Origin of the sequence: Candidatus Tisiphia endosymbiont of Temnostethus pusillus (assembly GCF_964264675.1) — a bacterium.
Taxonomy (GTDB): Bacteria; Pseudomonadota; Alphaproteobacteria; order Rickettsiales; family Rickettsiaceae; genus Tisiphia.
This window is the reverse complement of sequence record NZ_OZ183472.1, coordinates 1821725-1843008: the sequence shown is the minus strand read 5'-3', so window position 1 is coordinate 1843008 and position 21284 is coordinate 1821725. Positions and strand designations below refer to the sequence as shown.

Annotated in this window: 12 protein-coding genes; 3 read left to right on the top strand and 9 right to left on the bottom strand. The window is 33.6% G+C overall.

What is annotated here, in order from left to right:
* Positions 1-11 precede the first annotated feature (11 nt).
* From ACFEL2_RS08395 to yidC, 9 genes are all read right to left on the bottom strand, one after another.
* On the bottom strand, positions 12-2705 hold the full coding sequence (locus ACFEL2_RS08395) for a type IV secretion system protein (protein WP_375331973.1): 2694 nt from the start codon (positions 2703-2705) through the stop codon (positions 12-14).
* 44 nt (positions 2706-2749) lie between these two features.
* Positions 2750-5656: a type IV secretion system protein gene (locus ACFEL2_RS08390; protein ID WP_375331972.1), complete on the bottom strand. Its 2907-nt coding sequence runs from the start codon at positions 5654-5656 to the stop codon at positions 2750-2752.
* Positions 5657-5671: 15 nt separating this feature from the next.
* A complete protein-coding gene (locus ACFEL2_RS08385) occupies positions 5672-7756 on the bottom strand; it encodes a type IV secretion system protein (RefSeq protein WP_375332411.1) in 2085 nt (694 codons plus the stop codon).
* 265 nt (positions 7757-8021) lie between these two features.
* On the bottom strand, positions 8022-10979 hold the full coding sequence (locus tag ACFEL2_RS08380; RefSeq protein WP_375331971.1) for a type IV secretion system protein: 2958 nt from the start codon (positions 10977-10979) through the stop codon (positions 8022-8024).
* A 7-nt stretch (positions 10980-10986) separates the two neighbouring features.
* Positions 10987-13401 carry a VirB4 family type IV secretion/conjugal transfer ATPase gene (locus ACFEL2_RS08375; protein ID WP_375332410.1) on the bottom strand — a complete coding sequence of 805 codons (2415 nt, stop codon included), beginning with the start codon at positions 13399-13401 and terminating at the stop codon, positions 10987-10989.
* A gap of 32 nt (positions 13402-13433) precedes the next feature.
* Positions 13434-13721 (bottom strand): VirB3 family type IV secretion system protein, encoded by a 288-nt coding sequence (locus tag ACFEL2_RS08370; protein ID WP_341747912.1) that lies wholly within the window; start codon positions 13719-13721, stop codon positions 13434-13436.
* A 98-nt stretch (positions 13722-13819) separates the two neighbouring features.
* Positions 13820-14734, bottom strand: a complete 915-nt coding sequence (locus ACFEL2_RS08365) for an acetylglutamate kinase (RefSeq protein ID WP_341751515.1) — start codon at positions 14732-14734, stop codon at positions 13820-13822.
* Positions 14688-15296 carry a ribosome biogenesis GTP-binding protein YihA/YsxC gene (gene yihA, locus ACFEL2_RS08360; RefSeq protein ID WP_341751516.1) on the bottom strand — a complete coding sequence of 203 codons (609 nt, stop codon included), beginning with the start codon at positions 15294-15296 and terminating at the stop codon, positions 14688-14690. The genes ACFEL2_RS08365 and yihA overlap by 47 nt, the downstream gene beginning before the upstream one ends.
* A complete protein-coding gene (yidC, locus tag ACFEL2_RS08355) occupies positions 15286-16974 on the bottom strand; it encodes a membrane protein insertase YidC (protein WP_375331970.1) in 1689 nt (562 codons plus the stop codon). The genes yihA and yidC overlap by 11 nt, the downstream gene beginning before the upstream one ends.
* A 525-nt stretch (positions 16975-17499) precedes the next feature.
* On the opposite strand from yidC, the gene ACFEL2_RS08350 reads away from it, so the two are divergent.
* The 3 genes from ACFEL2_RS08350 to ACFEL2_RS08340 all read left to right on the top strand — a co-directional run bounded on the left by ACFEL2_RS08350 (position 17500) and on the right by ACFEL2_RS08340 (position 21239).
* A complete protein-coding gene (locus ACFEL2_RS08350; RefSeq protein ID WP_341747908.1) occupies positions 17500-18429 on the top strand; it encodes an AEC family transporter in 930 nt (309 codons plus the stop codon).
* A 292-nt stretch (positions 18430-18721) separates the two neighbouring features.
* Positions 18722-21001, top strand: a complete 2280-nt coding sequence (locus ACFEL2_RS08345; protein WP_375331969.1) for an NADP-dependent malic enzyme — start codon at positions 18722-18724, stop codon at positions 20999-21001.
* A 61-nt stretch (positions 21002-21062) separates the two neighbouring features.
* Positions 21063-21239, top strand: coding sequence for a twin transmembrane helix small protein (locus ACFEL2_RS08340; protein WP_341747906.1), 177 nt, complete (start codon positions 21063-21065; stop codon positions 21237-21239).
* Positions 21240-21284 lie beyond the last annotated feature (45 nt).

Below are 21284 nucleotides of genomic sequence, written 5' to 3'. Positions count from 1 at the left end.
TTAAATAGTAATTATTCCTTTTTATTAGATCCACCATCTGCTTCACCACCAGTGTCTAAATCATTTCTTGAGGCAAATATTTTGCCAGTATATTCTTTGTTGCTTTCAGGATCTTCTCCTTTCCTTGCCCTATAATTTTGATCTATCACCTTATCCTTAAATATCCTAGCTGGAGCAAAAGCTAGATCCTTGACTGGTTTTGCTACAGTTTCCATATCATGCATAATAGATTTTGTAGGATTATTAGGTTTTTGGAAATCACCCTCTTGTCTTGCAGGTGTTACGTTGGTTAATTGAGCAACTACTATAGTCACATAATCGACAAGTCCATAACACATTAGGCAATAAGCATAGAATAACAAGCTACTGGTAAATATTACCAAGAATGTCCCGGTAGAATTTAATAAATCCTGTGCATTATTAATTTCCGTAACATCCGGTGCAAAGAAAGGTATCCCAGGTAAAAATGGTAATTTAAACGAAAAATTAATCGGCATGTTCATATGCGTTAAATCTAATCCTATCTCTATTGGGATGAACGTACTATCCCAACATGCTCTTACCACAATTTTTAAAAGTTGTTCAGACATCACCTGATCTATTAATAGAAAAAATATTAATAATATGGTTGGTTGCATCATGTAGCTAAATAAAGTAGATAACCAGTTATCGAAAATGCTTTTTGTCTTCTCAAATAGTACCAAAATTATGAATAATGGTGCTAAAGATATCATAACCGCAAGACTAATATATGCTATAACGTAACCTATGATAACTTCCAAAATAGCTCTAAAATAAAGCGTCAGAGAATAAATAGTTATGATAGCAACAAAAGTAAGACCATTATGGATTTGGAGTAATTGTATAAATAAAAGCCCCCAAAATCTGCCATTGGTATATTTATCAAATATTGGATCAATAAAACCAAAAATGTTAACTGTAGAACTAGTAAGCCCTACTACATTGGTCATTAGATAGTCAGTACCCTTAATAAAGGCATTAAATAAGTAATTATTGAAAAAGTTCCAACTATCATCTCCTATTAGTATTACTATCAAAGTTATTTTTATAATTCTTGTTAATAAGTCTTTGGCAGTTATTTGAATAGCACCCGCTAAAAAGGTTAAAGCATATATTATTACGTAAAGAATCAATGCAGCTTTTATGATTCGGTGTAATGTTACATTTTTAGTTAGTTTAGTATAAAAATTCATAGTAAATTTATGAAACTCATCGGTAATAGGTTTAACTGCCCCGTTATATACAATATCTGAAAACCAAGTACTCCCCGTATAATTAGCATAATTTACCTTAATTAACCCCATTACCTCTTTATTAGGATTCTTTACTCTAACCCATAAATAGCCATCTTTGTCAGCATCAGTTGCAAAATCTTGGTTGATTTGTGTACCCACTAGCGATGCAAGTGGTGTCCCACCATCTTTCATTATTACATATTCAACTTCTATGTCTTTTTGTTGTGCATCACTAATACTCTTATCACCATTACCTATTTCCACCATCATAATGTAGCGTCCAAAATGTAAAAAACTACTACTTAAGTCTACAGCTGGGCTACTAATATAAGAACTAAGTGCATTAATATCTGAAAAAGCTCCAATCCAATCACTCATTAAAGGTTTATCTAGGGAGGTAAACATGCCTTGGATTGACCAATCAGTTAAAAAATCTAAATCTCCAGCAATATCAGATTTATAATATAAGAAACTCTTTTTTAGAAATTTAGAATATACAAAACTTTCCGCTTCTCTCTTTATAATCTGGTTATTTACTAGTATCCTCATCCCTCTCCCTTGATCATAGAAGCACACTGGAGAGTTATCTTTATCATTAGCAAAATCAGGACAAATTGTAATAATCTGTTGTATAGAACCTTGGGTTAACGGTTTACCAACTAATACTAACTTATCTAAAGCCTTATATTTGGTACTTGCTCCAGCACCCTGACACACTTTATCCCTTGAGGGGTCAATAGAATAACACAATTTTTCTGCAGTTGAATATAGTATTTTATTATCAAGGTTGCTATTTGTATAAAGTGACGGAATTCCTAACATATTATTGTCAAGCTCTGACTTTAAAAAATCTTCGTCAGTAGCTACACTAAAAAAATCTCCTGCTCCTGCAAGAGTTATATTTATTACATCACCTTTTTCTACCCGAATTTTCTGACGATTTTCAACAAAATTAAAATAGTCTACATAATTCTGCATTTTGCTAAATGCTAGACTTATATAATCTTTAGTTGGATCAGTTGCCTTAAATTTAGGAAAATTAGTAGCTTCATACTTTTTAGTTAAATGATTAAAAGTTTTAATAAATATTTGTGGTCTATTGAACCTTGGATCTATACGGTACATCACTCGGTATTTTCTTGGACTACTTACAGCTCCACTAGTACTCCAGTCAAACTTAATGGCTTTATCTTTTTTGACATAGTTACCAGTAGAATTCCATTCATTTGGTTTTGTAAGGTCTAAAGAAATGCTACCTTCTTGAAAACTATTGAATTTTGGTACTTCTAGACATGCTGAAAATAGAGCTGCAAGTCCACTTAAACTCGAACTCATCCAATCAAATTTAGCATCTTTCTCACTATCATCAGCTTTGACAGGATTACAGGCTAATAGAACTACTAAGGCAATAAACAGTTGCCCTTTAAATAGAAAATCTATCAACAACATTAGATACCTGAAATTTCTCATCCTATTCACTTCATTTTCAGTTATTACTTTGGATTCACATTAGAATCACTTTCATTACCACTACCACTCTCAACACCACTTCTTGGATTCTGATCCTTATTATTACCATCACTATCCTTGGTATCACCTTTTGACCTAGCTTTATTCCCTTTATCAATTGCTTTATTCCTATCTTTTAATCTACCGGCAGCTTCTTTCTTAATTGTATCTCTAGATGCCTTATCTAAACCAACCTTTTTTAAAGCTCCTTGTTCCATTGCCGATGACATTGCATGCCCCATAGATGTTGCAGAAGGTCCAGCGGTACTAGTCAACTTTGCCACCATTTTTCCAGAAAATTCAACATAACCATACATTCCATAAGCAATCATAATTAATGCAATATAATGTTGCATATTCAAACCCATCATGCCAGAACGAGAATCCATTCCCCAAGGTACAAACCAATTGATACAAAAAATCTCTAAATTAGAGAAAATCGCAGGAAGACCTGGGATAGCAGGAAATGGAACTTTTATAGGTAAAGCACATTTCCAACACACACTATAACCAGTTGCAAAATCCAAATAAATTGTAAATAACTGAGTAAGTATAATAATTCCTGCCATTAAAATTACTGGCTCTATCATATATCTAAAAGTAAACCTCACCCAATTATCAAATAAATATCTAGTGAAATCAAATAGCATAAACGTAAGAAACAATGGAGCTACACCAATTAATATAGCGATTGCCATAAATGCCATAATATAAACTGCCACGGCTCGAAGAGCGGTGATGATTACTATCATTGTAGCAATAAATACTATAACAAAATAAATCAATCCACTAAGACCCATAGAGATTAAAGAAAGCACTTGACCAGCAAAAGTTTTACTGAACAATATTTTACTCATTAATGCATCTAGGAACATGAAAGGATTTGTTATCTTATTCGTCGATGAAAACATGCTATAGCCACTCATATTGGAGATAATTCCATCTGAAAAATTAGTTACAAAATCAAATATATAATTATTGAAAAATTCAAAAGTACTTTCATTCATTAACCCACTAACTATAGCGATTTTTACTATCCTAATTACCAAATCCTGATGGTTGATTTTGACCATACCTAATAAAAACATTGCTCCGTATGACATAACGTAAAGAATTAATACGGCTTTTATATAGTTAAAAAAGTTAGTACAAGTAGTAACTCCCCCACCATAGCAAGTCATGTTCTTAAAAATCATCACAGCTGCATTCTTGATTTTGCCTTTTAATAACTCAAATAAAGGGGTTAAAATATTTAAAGTAAAACTACCAACTTTTTCTGAGGTAAAGAATTGTACTTGGTATCTACCATAACTTTCTTTATAATCCTCTTGTTTATTGTAAATTCTCATCCATAGATATCCATTGGCATTGGCAGTAATTTTTGCATTGCCGTCTGCATCATCCACTTTAATATTACTAGCGCTATAAATTGTACCAGTTTTGTTAGGATTTTCACTATATGGCATTATTAAATACTGTACTCCACCGCGATTATACGTAACATCATCAAAACTATTACCATTACTTCTCCGACATTTGGTCTGTTTAATATTTAATACATAACCACCTGTATTTTTACTATAGTCGTCATATTTTGACCATAAACGATATTGTAAATAGCTTTTTGCTGGCTCGGTTATAATATTGTTATAAATAATTTTATATTTCTCATTATCCGTTTTACTATTATTTACCGGATCGTAATCTTTGTCTTTATCATTTATTTTAGCAAATTTATAATCTGCTCCTAAAGATTTGGCATTATCCGAAGCCTCATTTCTACCGATCCTATATAATAAACCTGTTGGACCATCGGCAGAATACCAAAAACGTTTTTGACTTTGGTAGGTACTACTCTTTATTATAGTAGCATCTTTTGTATTATAATTACCCGGGTCAGGGCAGGTATCCTTTGGAATATTATCTGTATAGCTACATCTCAATTCTGTATTAAAGTACAACTTATTTAAGTCATCCGACCAAGAGAAAGTAAAACTATCATCTTCTTTATAAACTTCCGGAGCAGTTTTATATGTGCTAACATATGCACCCGCTTTAGAACATTCTTTTGGACAACAATTACTATCAAAAAAGCAACCCAGTTTATCACATCCCAACTTTGACGTGACACATTCCGGCACGCAAAATTTGGTTTGTTTATTATAATAATTATCCTGCCACTGACAATTATCAACATACTGCCCAAAATATATTGAATATCTACCACATAATGGATTGTATGTTCTCTTCCCTTCTGAGCAATCTGCCGTTTCTATAAAATTTTTAGATTCACCATCTTGCTTAACAAACTTAAAGATATTTTTTACACTAACCATACCTGGCAATTTCTTTTGATCCGGCAAAATTGATATGACAACCTTATCGTTAATAAACAATTCAGCTATATTTCGCCATTCATCAGTTTTAGCATCAAAAATTAAATATAGTGGTTCTACATTAGTTTCTTCAACCCTAGGAATGGCAACTTTGTTACCATTGTCATCCAAATCTGAAAGCTGTTGAATATTATTCTTTGGTACATAAGCCCTGCAAAGGCTTATATTACCGTCTATTTTAAACTTAATCTCCTGTTCATTTGTAACAGCTAGGTTAGTATTTAACCATTCTCCGTAACGGTTAGGATCATACTCAGTTTCAAGCGACCCATCTGGTTTTGTTTTAGTAATTACAGTATAGTTTGCTGTTGCATTAAGCATGATTGTATTAGTAATACGATCAGTACTACCTCCTTTTGCGTCTTGATCATATCTAAGGAGACAACCGTTGGTAATTTTTACTGACCCTATCATCGCAAGTAATACCATAACAACGCTAACCACTAAAGCCGCTATGCCTAATACCATTATGAGTTTTGATAAATTTCCTTTCATACAATAATATCCAACTTAACCACCGCCACCACCACTCATACCACCACCTCCTCCAGAACCCATACCACCGTCGCTACCGCCACCACTAGAACCTGCCATACCTTCAGCTTTGCCACCACTATCACCACCACCTGAATCTTTTGCTTCTTCTCCTCCTTTTCTTGGTTTTTCTAAAGGATTTTTCTGCGGTGGTTTTCCACCGGAGCTTTGTGCAGCATCGGCAATAAATTCTGCCCCCTTCTTAACCATATCAACTATCTTAGTAGGACTAGCTGTTACAGAATCCATGATAGGACCACCAGTAAGCTCGGCAGCAAATTGCCCAATTGATTTTGAAAAATAATAAAAAATAATTGAAAAAATTAATACATAAAGTAAGTCTACTAACAGTGATACGACATCTACAACAATTGATTTAATTGGAAAAACACTTAAAAGATGCTTCTCCCAACCTTCCCCTGAATAATATCGCAATAATTTATATCCGGCACTATTTTTACAATCATCAGTATTAGCATTTGGTAATCTAAGCTCAAAAGTACTAAACTGAACATCACTGCTATACGTATAGTCATGCCTCATAAACTCACAATTCTTGTATATTGCCGAATCATACATAGTAAGTAACAAGGCAATAAAACCAGCCACCACTGCGGGTTGCACTGCACAAGATATACAAATTTTTAGCCATGCATCAAAATATGCTTTGGTTCTAGTAAATAAAACCATAGGAATAAATATAGGAGAAATATAGGTCATGACATATATGGTAACTAGACATACTAAGTAGTGTGTTATAAAATATAAAATTATTGAAACAAATATTACAGAAAATATTATTCCAGATGCTACTATTATTATTTGTCCAGATAATAATAGACCAAACATTACAGTAAGAAATCTGAATCCTCCCACTTTCCTCAATGCATCCGGAGCTTCATTTCCAGGTTTTTTAAAGTTTACAGGATTATTTTTATTTTTGTTCGGCACACTTCTACTAGAAATGTCGTTTAAAACGGACTCTGTGTTATAATATAGTCCCATACCCAAATAATAACCTATCCTGCAATCAACAGCATCCCAAAGTGCATAAAACTTATACCCATCTTTATACTTACTAGTATCGTACTCACATAATCCTCGAGAGCCACCAGCATTAAAAACTATTTGAGCAAATTGTGGAGTAAGCTCCGTGAGTAATGGTAACCCATACTGAAGCATACCATTTTCGGTAGTTTCCTTTCCACCTTTAAAATATACTGGTCCAAGACCTGTAGCAAAATAAGTGACAATTATTAGCTTCATAACAAAAGATGCTATTTTATCTAAATTACCATATTCTTTGCTTAAAATCATATTAACAGCAAAAAACATAACATATAATATTAACGCCGCCCTAATAGATATTTTCAAAGATTCTTGGAAGGTTGAGAAAGGATTAAGGGCAGTCAAACTAATCTGATCATTTTTTGGATCACAGCTACTATAACGAAAAAAAACTTTATCTAGAGTTTCCTTTACACAATCTACAGCTAAGCCAGAAAAATTAAGTAATGACTGACTCCTTGTAGTACCCATATAACAAGTTTTACCTATATTCCGGCATTGTTCGTTTGGTGGTGCTATCGGAGCTGGTGTGGTAGTATTTTTACAAGCTAGTGGAAGTTGTCCTTTTGAGGTAGCCATAACTAGGCACAATCTTTTATCGACAATTTTTACTGTTAAAATAATATCTTTTAATAAAGTATTTCCACCTAAATCGGGATTATTATCAGTGCTTAACTCACTAAGACGCTTAGAATCATTTAAATTAAGAGTAATAACTTTACACTCTATAGGACTACCATCTTTATTTTTTAAACAGAATTTAAATTGTGGGTCAGTTGCATCACACCCATTAGGAGTACCGGTCATATCAATACTATATAGAAGATGCCCGTAAGCTGTGTTTTGTCTTAAATAATCATCTACTGCAAATGAAACTGATGGACACGGATCTCCAAAACCAGCAAAAACTTTGCTTGAGAAAAGTACCAAACAACATTGTATAAAAACTTTTATGACTTTACCAAATGTACAAGTTTTAAGTAGGTATAACAGCCCTAAGGTATCATTTCTGTTTCCCTTAATGTCATCCCTGCGAAGGCAGGAATCTAAAAAAGTAAAATAACTAAAGCTGTTATTAGATACCTGCTTACGCAGGGACGACATCACCCCTAACAAGTATGATATCACCCTTGACATCGTCATTCCCGTGTAGGCAAGAATCCAATAAATAGCCTGAAAGGCTGTTAAATAGTATAGATTCCTGCCCACATAACATCGAGGACTATTATACCTACTTAAACTTGTACAGTTGGTGACTTTATGAATTTTCATCAGAGCCATCTTTTTTTACATTAGTTCTAGCAGTTGTAGTTTTCTTAGCTGGTCTAGTTTTAAGATAGCTTTCCTTCCTAACTTTTTCCTCACGATTTTTTATTTCTTGTTTAATGTCACCAGCCTTTCCAGCTTGCACCGTAGAATCCTCAAGTCCTCCCAAAGTTTTAGAGAGTAACTCATGGGTCTTTTGCTCTTTTGGTAATTCCTTAGCAGGACTTGATTTCTCTACTGTCCTTCCTAATTCTTGTGTATTTGTTGTAGCTATCTGTGGTGATCTATTAACAAAATCCTCTGTTTCTACTATTTTATTAGTTGGAGGTAGAATAGGTTCGTCAATAGTCTGCAAATTAGCCCTTGATTCCCTTGAAGAACCTCCTGCATTTGAAGAACTCGATTCAGATACACCAGCTGCAATAGATTCTGCTATATGACGGGTTGGAGAGATAGGAAGTCCACCACCACCTAGAGACTTACCACCACCTCCTCCTGTTGTTGATACAGTATCTCTAGATGAACCGCTGGTGTCTAAGCTATCTTCTGCTGATTCACCACCAGTAGCTTTAGTATCTTCAGCTGATCCACCTCCACCACCCATATCCTTAGTAGCACCTCCAGCACCTCTAGCTACTTTATCAGCCGCCTGCATTTTACCAGCAGCTCCAAGAGCAGCCATACCAGCTTTGTATATTGCTTGTGGATGTATGGCAACACCACTAAGAGGTACACCTTCAGTCATATCAGCCGCAAAATCTGCTAATTGGCTACTAAAGTGATACATTAAATACAAAGTAAAGCAGGCAGTAATTAAAGCTAGAGCAATATCCTTAATTTTCTCAAAAACTAATTTGGGTGATACAAAGAACATACCGGGTCCCATAATAATGCCCTGCAAAAATTGGTATTTAGATAAATGATCGCTTGTACTACCACTACCTGGTTTTTCTTTCACTATTTCATTTAGGTTATCTTTGGCAAAATCAAAAACTGTTGCTAGTGGATTATTAAGCATATAACCTAGGCTATTTTTACAGCTTTTGGCATCATCTATACCTTTACTTTCATCTTTCGCATATTCATTCCAATTATTATTAACAAAAAATATTTTTACATGCCTTTTTCCATCTCCCCCACTTTCTATACTATTTTGTATAGTTTTACTTGTATATTTACAGTGACCATAAAAACCGAAATCATAAACTGAAAACATCATAATCAGAAAGGTTACCACTACCATAGGTTGTAGCAAAAATGATATTAATAACTTTACCCATGATTCAAAGTAACCACGAGTATATTCAAATAAAAACATTGGCACAAAAAGAGGAGCTAAAACACCTAATATTACTATAGATATCATGCACATCACTGTAGCATTCACCATAAAAGCTCCAACAGAAATCACTAATAAAGGATAGGACATTGCCAAGGATACTAGAGTCATGTTACCTGAAATAATAGCAGGAATCAGTAAATATACATAAGGTGGGGCTGAGAAACTAAAAAAGTCAAAACTCTTGAAATCATGATTTTTATATTGATTTTCTACCAGTAAGGTTGATAGGATATCTAATCCTAAATAATGGCTTACATGACAGTCTAATGAATCCCATAATGCCATATAAGAAAGATTTTTATCGTAATCTTTAGCATCAAATTTACACAACTCTGATGGAGAAGCATTCATAACCCAACCAGCAAGTGTATCTATTCCTCCTAATAATAAAGGAAAAGCCCATTGTACCATACCATCTAGTCGATTATAGTCAGAATTACTACCAGGAGTAATGTTTATACCTACAGAAAAATAGGTTACAAACAACATCTTTAATACAAAATTAATTATTTCATTTTTAGGAGGAACATCACCAGAAAGTATAATTTTAAAACCAAAGAAAATTACATATATAGTCAATAAAGCAGTAACAGTGCGGTGCATATTACGTTGAAATTGAAATAATATGCTACTTTCTCTTTTGCTTGAATTAATTACTTTATTAATATCATCAAATGTACAAACATCTTTACTAACCAGTAATCTTGCTGTCATTTCTTTAATACATTCTATTAATGGTGAAGAGATAACGATGGCTGCCTTAGAATTATTATAAGCTCTTTGGTAACAACTAGAAGATGATAAACCACAATCAACTATTGCCATTGGGTCAGTAGCGGTATTAGGACCTTTCTTAGTTCCACCATCAAGATTCATAAAAGTCGCATAAATCGATTCAGGGTAAGGTTCTCTAATATACTTACAGCCAACTGGTACCCAATCTGCTAATATAGTAGGAGCAGCCACACACATGGTATCTTTTATTTTTACTACTTTAAAAATAACTGGTATAGGTACGTCCAACATTACACTAGAATAACCATCTTTTGTGTCCTTATAAATAGTATGAAATGATGCTTTATTGCTCTTCCATGCTTCCATAATCTCTTCCCACGGATCAGAACCGGTTAATACGGCTTTAGCAATAACAAGAGCAGAAATGGCTATTGCCTGTACTCTAACAGCTGCTAGCTTAACATTATTACAAAATGCAAAGGTTAATTTAGGGTCATTTGGATCAATTTTATTATTTCTTGCACATTGTCCTCCGGGGTAATCTCCATCAAATAATTCATGGTCATTTATTTTAAGACGTAGCATGGTATTTGCATATAATCCTGGCGAAATTATATTAGCAACAGCAAAGGTAAAAAATGATGCTGGTATACAAGTGTGAGAAAATTCTGTACGTAATAAATCACCGATACCTTGAGTTTCACAGGTCAAACCTGAGAGAATATCAATTATAGTATCTAAAGTATCTTTTTGTTTTGGTTCTTCTGCATAACTATTATGGATAATAGTAAAATTTAGTAGACTGCATAGCACTACTATTTTAGCAAATATTTTTGTCCCACTAAGTAAATTTTTTATAAAATTATAATGCATAAATTAACTAAAGTGATTTTACTTCCTCATAAAATACCGGTAACCATTTCTCAGGATCATTACCATATTTCTCTCTAATCCGATCTAACAATAACACTGTTTCAACCCGACCAGAAAGAACATTGATAATATCAGTCATACCATCTAAACTTATTTTTGCAACAACTGCATCTACCCCTTGTTTTATTAAGAAATAACGCGATGTTGGATCTGTAGTTTTTATCAAAATATATTCACGTTGACTAAGCATAAAAGCACTACGATAAATATCAGTTGCCTTAAGGTTTGGTAAGAATATTTGTGTTGCAGTTTGTTGGATCAAGGTATCACTAATCCTGCTTTTAGCTGCATCTTCAACACTTTGGGTAGCAAAAATTACAAAAGTATTTAACTTACGCAAAACCTTTAGCCAGTCCTTAATTTTGGGAGCAAATACTGGATTATCAATCAAAGCCCACGCCTCATCAAGAACTATCATAGTTCTTTGACCATCTAAAGAAATACTAATCCTATGGAAAATATATAGTAGTACAGGAGCAAGACTAACTGGATCTTTTAACAGTTCGGTCATATCAAAGCCAAATACTCGAGCTTGCTGCAAATTAATATTATCTGCCTCATTATCAAATATTCTAGCATGAGAGCCTTTACCAACCCACATAGCAATCCTGCCTGCTAAGCTATTAGGACCATCTATGCCTAAAAATGCTACAACATTTTTTAATCTTCTATCTTTTTTCTCTAACTTAAAATTACCACTTACTGCTTGTGATAAAATCTTATTATCTTCTGATGATAACGACTCTCCATTAGAAGTCACCAATACTTTAAGCCATTCTAATATAAATGTTCTATTCTCCCCAGTATCATCAAGTTGCAAAGGATTAAAGTTACATTCTCCTCCTGGATCAATTGTGGTATAAATCCCATTAAGTGATCTAATAAATATTTCAGCACCGTGGTCTTTATCAAAGAAAAACATTCTAGGTTTAAATTTTTGTGCTTGTGCACATAAAAAATTCATTAATACTGTTTTACCAGCACCAGTTGGACCAATGATCAGAGTATGCCCAACATCTCTAACATGAAAACTGAAATAAAAAGGTGTTCCCGAGGTAGTATCGAGTACAGTTACATATTCTCCCCAGTGATTATTAAAAACCTTACCTAATGGATAATTGTGCATAGATGCAAAACTAGCCATGTTTAAAGTATTTATAGTCGAACCCCTTACTATATAATCCATATTTCCAGGAAGTTGCCCCCAATAACTTGGTTCCATATTAATTCTTTCTCTAACAGGTTGAATTCCAGAATTGGAGAGTTCAACAGAAGCCATAGATAGGGTATCCTCAAGGGATTTTAAATTACTATCAGAGCATAGAAGCGAAAAATGATGCTCTCCAAAACCAATATCACCACTGGTAGCCATATCAAGTGCTCGAGAGATTTCAGCAATTTGTGATACAGCTTTATCCCCTGCTTGAATCATTCTATTTTGTTGTAATTGCATTTTGCTAATCGCCACTGTCCTATTAGCAAAAACAAAACTTTGGGTCATTACAAACTCAAAAGGCATTTGTAAAAATCCGTCAAAAATTCCAGCTGACGTAGATGGTCCATACTCTAAAATACTTAATATACCGGCGTATCTTCTACCCTTTGGACCACGTGCTTCTATAGATCTAGAACCAAAAAACAATCTATGAGTGGGGAGATATTGGTCTATTGAATTTCTTGGAACGGCCATTTGCATTGAAGATCCACAATTCACCAAAGTACCCAAGAATTCCATAATATCACAACAATAGCCACTATTTGACTTGCGTACGCCAAGTAACCTCGCCGAATAACTATGGAATGTATTAACTACTCTTGAGGACATTTCTCGCAAACTATCCTGCATATCTCGCATGTCATTTTCCCAAGCTGATTTATCAGACTTTTGCATCAGCTTTTTAATGAAATATTCGATTATAGCAACCCCAGCTTTATCTAGTCTATAAAGAATACTAACATATAATTCATTAAAAAACGACCTAGAACCTGCATGTTTCTTACGCCATTCATTTGATAAATAAGTTGTGAAATCATTAGGTACTTTTATGGTAGGGTCAGAGGTATATTCAAGCCCATCAAAAATCACTGGTTTGCGTCTCCTGATCGTGTGGAAATACATCACAATATTGCCTGATGACATATTTTTAAGTAACGAATTCCTGATATTTTTTTTAATATCTAAATCTTCATCATCGGCTGTTTCAAAGGAGAAACCACCTACTTTTACTACTTGTAATAATTCATTATTTTTAGTTAAAATAGTATTACTATCCCAATGGCATTTATAAGGAATAAAATGAGAAGTAGGTTTTTCTTTCCTAGATCTCGACTCTTTGGCTGTTTTTGTTACAGATAATTTTATCATTTTGTCATTTTATACTTTGCTCATAAAACCTAGATACCGTATGAATTCGCTCCATAGAATGATTTATTAGGACACTGACTACATTTAGAAGATTTATTTAAAAGCAATTCTATAAATCTTGGTTCTTTAAAACATATTACATACCCTATCATATGAATCACAAAAGCAACAAGCAAATTCATAACACTATTACTTTGAATAAATAATGACATAGATATAATCATATTAAGTGCTGCAAATTTTATACTCACACCAAATATCATTGCAGGTCTTGTTAAACCGACAAATAACGGGTCTGATACTAAACTGCCTGACATAAATTACCTCTCTTTTGCTTTTTTACCAAAAATTAAATCTATAACTCACTACCCCAATTTGGGATAAGAATTAACTAATTCTTATCCCAAATTGGGGTTCACTCATATTCTTTACTTATAAACATACTTAACAATATCGAATCAGGGAAAGCCGAATTGAGAAAATGTACATAATTGCTACTGTTTTGAGTAGCACTTAAAGCTGCTTCAAGCAAGCTAACTTTTTCAGGATCAACAGTATTATTCAACATCTCTTTCAATACATTAATATCCCTTACTCGTATGTACTTCTCTCCGGCAAATTCTATCCCATCACATAATAATACTAAATGATCTGCATCTAATGAGGAAGCAATTATCGAGGTCGTCAGATTTACATCCAGCAGATGAGTATTGCCTTTCTCATCACTAGCTACTGGTGTTATAACAGGAATAATGTTGCTATCTTCAAAATTTATTAAAATCTCAGGGTTTATTATAACTGGTTCACTGACAAACCCAATATCTATTACAGCTTGATTACTGTCTCTCCTATGTGATAATTTTGATTTTTTAGCTTGAATAAGATTAGCATCTTTGCAGGAAATACCAATAGCATAACAACCTAAACTACAGAGCTTTGAAACTATACGCTTATTAATATAGCCAGACAGAACCATTTCCATAATCTGCGAGCTTTTATAATCGGCTACCTTAATATTATTGATAAATTTTTCATCACAGCCAAACAATTTTAGCGTATCATTTACCAAATTAGTATGATCATGAACTATAAAGATTTTAATGCCACAACTGTCAAGTAACTGTATTACCTCTGCAAAATTCGTTAACAATTTGTCATCATCAATAATTAATGACGGTAGCTTAAATACCATGACTTGGTCTCTAACTTCACTACTACGTCTTATTATGTCTTTAATTAGGCTAGTATCTTTGACACGGGCAAAACCTTTTCCCTCCTTTTCTTTATAATTTAATGCATTTTGCCAAATTAAACTGCAATTCTTTTGCACCTTCTTTACTCCTGCTACTTGTATAAATTACATTACAGGAGTAGCCTAAAGTTGCAAGAAAATTCTGTGTTAACGTCGTTAGGTTTTCTCTATGTGTTACCTTATCCGACTTTGTAAAAACAATTTGAAAATTTTTATTACAAGAAAGTAATAATTTAGCAATCTCTATGTCATTTTGCTTTATTCCTCTTCTAGCATCAATCAATAAATTTACCAATTTGAGGTTTAAACTCGTTCTGAGATAACAGGCTATTAAGGTTTCCCACTGCTGCCTTATGTATATTGGTACTTCTGCAAAGCCATATCCAGGAAGATCAACTAAAATAAGTTTATCGGCAAGGGAGAAAAAATTTATTTGCCTAGTACGACCAGGGGTATTAGACACCCTAGCAAGACTTGAATTATTGCATATACTATTAATCAAACTTGACTTGCCAACATTTGATTTGCCGACAAATGCAATTTCTGGCAAAAATATGCTAGGAAACTGATTTATTTTTGCCACACCAGCGATGAATTTTACTTCTTGACGGAAAAGTTTTGTAACCTTATCAACCGACATTATTGTCTAACTTATTGATGTAATATTGTTGAATTATCGATAAAATGTTATTCCAAGACCAGTAAATCAGCAATCCTGCTGGAAAACTACTAAACATTACTAAGAAAACCAGCGGCATAAATTTCATTACTTGAGCTTGAACTGGATCAGCTGGCTCTGGACTCATCCTTTGCTGTAGAAACATAGTCAGAGCCATAAAAATGGGCCATACACCAATCATCAGGAAGCTTGGACACGTAAATGGCAGTAATCCAAACAAGTTGAAAATTGTTGTGGGATCTGGAGCAGATAAATCTTTTATCCAACCAAAAAATGGTGATTGACGCATCTCAATAGTTACATTTAACACTTTATAAATTGAGAAAAATACTGGGATTTGTACAATAAGGGGGAGACAACCAGCTATGGGATTAACCTTTTCTCTTTTGTACAATGCCATAACTTCTTGGTTAAGCCTCATTTTATCATCAGCATATAAAGCCCTAATTCTCTCGACTTCAGGCTGAAGATTTTTTGTCTTTTTCATCGAACGATATGATTTATTAGCTAGAGTAAACATTAGCAGTTTTATGATAACAGTTACAATCAAGATACTAATACCGAAGTTACCAACATAGTGATAAAAAAAGTTCATAGCATTAAAAACTGGCTTAGTGATTATATAAAACCAACCAAAGTCAATTGCCCTGTCAAATAGCATAATATTATATTGCTTTTCGTATTTATCTAATAAATCAACTTTCTTTGCTCCGGCAAATAATCTTTGTGATATAGTAAATTTGTTTCCTACTTCTATAGTTTGAGTTGGTGAAATGAAGTCAACCTGATATTTTTCAATACCGTTTTTTATTACACAATTGAAATTAGAACTATACTTGCTAATTTTATCCGGAATTAAGGAAGCTAGCCAATATTTATCTGTTATGCCAATCCAATCAACAACGCCTTGCGGAAATTTTTCAATCTTTTTATCTTTTAAGTCATCAAAGGAATGTTCTTTAAGCCTACCATCAATAGCACCAATTGGTCCTTGATGCAGGATATTAGCCACTTTCTCTTTGCCATTATATTTACGGTTAATTAGTCCATAATATTGCACTGAGATTGGTTGCTTACTATCATTTACCGTAGTTTGCTCTATGGTAAATAAGTAATTACTATCCATATTTATCGTAATCAAAAATTTAATCCCATCTTTGTTAGTCCATGATAAATTTACAGCTTTTTCAGGAGTTAACTCATCATTATCAGCCTGCCAAAGAGTTTCGCTATCAGGAAGAATAGTACTGTTATCTTTATTAAACCAACCTATTTCAGCAAAATAAGCTTCTTCTGACTGAGAATTAGCAAATAATACCACAGGTTTACTATTTGGTGATAAATCTTGCTTATATTTCAACAAGATTAAATCATCAAATCGAAGACCTTTTAAAGAAATTGATCCGGAAAGTAATTCTGAGTTTATCTGAATTCTCTTGGTAGCAACAAAGGATTCAGCTTCTTTAGATGCTTCTACTTGAACATTCTTTTTCTTTAACTCTTGAACTTGCTTATTATATATTTTATTTTGCTGTTCTAATTTTTGTAATCTTGGTTTATCGTAAAAATATTGCCATCCAAAAATAATACCAAGGGACAAGACAATGGCAGCTGCCAAGTTAACTATGTTATGATTCATCACGGTCTAAAAATAATTTAAGTTTACTAGAATATATACTACTCGTAAATGAAGAGTTGATAGACGAAGATCAAAATCATGATAGTAGCAGGAGTCGAAGGGTCGAGGTGCTAGGCGTACATTTAGTACGTGGCTACCTACGAACCCTGAAGACGACAACGCAATTCTTGATTTTCATCGAGTATATCAGAATATTTGATTCCACTAAGTATTTTATATATAATTAATTTAGGTACATACAATAAAAATAGCTCCCTCATCTTAGGAACTTCATTAGACTTCCCTATGAGTTCTATAAGATTTAAGCAAAATAATCAAGAAATTTGATTGATACTCAAAGGGTCATTTGAGTATACGTCTTGATTTGCAATCAAACTCTGATATTATGCGAGGTAAAATTTTAATCGTAACACGCGAATTCGGCATAAGAATTTGTCAATTCTTATGCCGAATTGGGGTATAACATAATATTTACAGCCAATTGCTAATTGTCTAGCAATTGCTAATTGGGATAATTGTAAACTGATGAACGAAATCTTCTCTAGTACATTACCTGTTTTGTTGATTCCCTTGTTTGGTAGTATTATCAAAAGGAAATGGTTGACTTCTGAAGAATTTTGGCGAGGATTAGAGAAATTATCATATTTTTTTCTTTTCCCTATTATGCTTTTTAATAATATATCTGCAGCCGATTTAAATGCATCGTCTATAATAAAACTGGTATTTGCATTAATCATCTCCACCTCTATTATTTCTTTGGCTTTAATTATCTATCAGAAGAAAACCAATTTTGACAAGGTTCAGTTTACTTCAACTTTTCAAGGTGCAATACGTTTTAATAGTTATATATTTTTTGGTGTTAGTAGTCCTCTCTTGGGTCAGGAGGGACTTGCTATAGTATCTGTGATTTCATCCTATATGATCATTTTTACTAATATCATATCAGTAATGATTTTTGCACGTTATATCCCTGATAGTTCAGTAGCTAAGTCGCCTAAAGCTAGCTTTATATTGATACTTAAATTGATAGTACAAAATCCCTTGATTATAGCTAGTATAATTGGATTTCTTTTTAATTATTCTGGTTTAGAATTACATCTTGGTATAAAAAAAACCTTATCTAGCCTGTCCAACTCTGCTTTAGCTATAGGTATGCTAAATGTTGGGGCAAGTCTCAAATTTTTTATGCGTGGTGCTATTTTACAAAATGTATTGCTTACTAGTTTTGTTAAGTTAGTGGCTTTTCCTGTTGTCACAATAATTGTGTTGTCACTAATGTCAATAACTGGTACTGCTAAATCAGTTGGTGTCCTGTATAGCTGTCTGCCGTGTGCTAGCACTGCTTACGTTCTATCACGCCAACTTGGTGGTGATCCAGAATCTATGGCATCAATCATTACGTTCACAACACTTTTTTCAATAGTATCATTGTCAGTTCTTATGTGGATGATATAACTAATAAACTCAATTTCGGATTAATTTCATTAATCCGAAATTGGAATGAGAATGTAAACAATCAGGCTTAAAGCGGTTTGACGCCTGATTGTTAAATATTTCATTTGCTAATAATCTTATTTTTATACCAATAAAAATAAGATTATTAGCGATAATAGATTAAAATGCATTCGTAGAACCGTTTCAAGAATGCATTTTTCTGATATTTTAACCAGTTTTGGATTAAAATTAAAAATTTTAATCCAAAACTGAGGTTAATAAACACTTGAAGTAATTAAGAAGGAATAACATCATGGGTGAAATGAATAAAATAAATTATCTCAAAGCCTTAGAATATCATCAAAAAGGTAAGCCAGGCAAAATTGCTATTGTGACAACTAAGCCTTTGGATACTGCACATGACTTGGCTTTGGCTTATTCGCCAGGGGTAGCAGCTCCGTGTCTTGAAATTGCGAAAAATATAGATGATATTTATAAATATACTGCTAGAGGCAACTTAGTTGCTGTAATAACTAACGGTACGGCAGTTCTTGGTCTTGGTAGTATAGGGGCAGCTGCGTCGAAACCCGTAATGGAAGGAAAAGCCGTTTTATTCAAGAACTTTGCGGATATTGATTCTATTGATCTTGAAATAGATACGACTGACCCTGATGAGTTTGTTAATGCAGTAAAATATCTTAATTACAGTTTTGGAGGCATTAATTTAGAAGATATTAAATCTCCAGAATGTTTTATAATTGAAGAAAAATTAAAAAGCTGTATGCAGATACCTGTTTTTCATGATGATCAGCATGGCACAGCTATTATTGTTGCTGCAGGTTTAATTAATGCAGCTTATCTTACCAATCGTTCATTTGATAGTCTAAAAATTGTCGTAAGTGGTGCAGGGGCAGCGGCAATTGCTTGCATTGAATTATTAATTGCTCTTAGTGTAGACAAAAAAAATGTTATACTATGTGATAAAATGGGGGTAGTTTACCAAGGTCGGCAAGAAGGCATGAACAAATGGAAAGAATTATATGCAGTCGAGACCGATCTTAGAACTCTGAGTGATGCTATGAAGTCAGCCGATGTATTCCTTGGTTTATCTGTTAAAGGAACAGTATCTAAAGAAATGGTAGCTAGCATGGCTGCAAATCCTATCATTTTTGCCATGGCTAATCCAGACCCAGAGATTACTCCGGAGGATATACAGCTAGTTAGAAGCGATGCAATTATTGCTACTGGACGCTCTGATTATAATAATCAGATTAATAATGTTATGGGATTTCCATATATTTTCCGTGGAGCTTTAGATGTTAGAGCTACTACTATTAATCAGGAAATGAAAATAGCGGCAGCAACTTCTTTAGCTGAATTAGCAAGACAAGCTGTTCCGAATGAAGTTTATAAAGCATATCCTGGTAAGAAAATGGTTTTTGGTCCAAATTACATAATTCCTGTACCATTTGATCCAAGATTAATTACCACTGTTCCGGTAGCGGTAGCTAAAGCTGCCATAGATAGTGGGGTTGCTAAAATTACCGAATTTGATGTTAAGAATTATGCAAAGGAGCTGGAAAGTAGGTTAAATCCTACCTCTCATTACATGAATCTATTATTTGAGAGAATTCAACAATCAACACCTCAAAGAATAGTTTTTGCTGAAGGTGAGGAGGAAGAGGTAATTATAGCTGCTATGAGTATGCGGGATGCTTCGTATGCTCATCCTATCCTAGTTGGTAGATCTGATAAAATATCTGCTGTTTTAAATAGAATAGGTATGAATTATGATTTAGATGGTATTACCATAATGAATGCTGCTATTAACCAAAATCTTGATAAATATATAGATACTCTTTATAGCCGGTTACAGCGTAAAGGTTACTTATACCGTGACTGTGCTAGACTAGTTAAAAGTGATAAAAATATATTCTCAGCTATCATGGTAGCTTGTGGCGATGCTGATTGTATGGTTACTGGTGTAACAAAGAGCTATTATAGTAGCTTAGAGGATATTATGAAGGTAATGGAAGCCAAAGAAAATAACAGAATTTTAGGTTATTCCATTCTGATTGCCAAGGAGCATAATATAATTATTGCTGATAATAGTGTGGCTGAACTGCCAAATGAGCAAGATCTTGTAGAAATAACCTTGCAGACTGCTAATATAGCAAAAAATATGGGAATGACACCAAAGGTTGCACTACTTTCCTTCTCAACTTTTGGTAATCCAATGAGAGAAAAGGCAAATAGAGTACGGGAAGCTGTTAGAATTTTAGATAGTATGAGTCTAGATTTTGAATATGATGGCGAAATGTCAGCTAATGTTGCTCTGAACCCTAATCGTAATTCATATAAGTTTTGTAGGCTATCAGGTCCTGCTAATGTATTAATTATGCCCGGTCTACATTCGGCTGCAATATCAACACAATTGTTGCAAGAATTAGCTGGAGGTGTTTTTATAGGACCAATAATTAATGGTTTTGAATATCCGGTACAAATAGTACAAATGGGAGCGTCAGCAAGTGAGATAACAAAAATTGCCACATTTGCCTGTATAGATGCAATAAATCTCTTGAACGAAAGATAATTAATTTTCGGATTTTATATTATTTATGAATAGGTTATAATAACTCTTTCGAGGAATTTTAATGATATATACGTTAATTGCTTTAAGCTTGACTACATTAGTCTTAGTGATAGGGATTGTCTCTATGGCTATTGGTGGGAAATTTGATAAAAAATTTAGCTCAAAATTAATGTCACTACGGGTTATATTTCAGGCAGTTGCTGTATGTTTGCTTGCTTTTCTCTATCTTTCAAAATAGTGCAAAAGGCTCTATAGTAGTGGCTTTCACCTTTTGCACAAATTT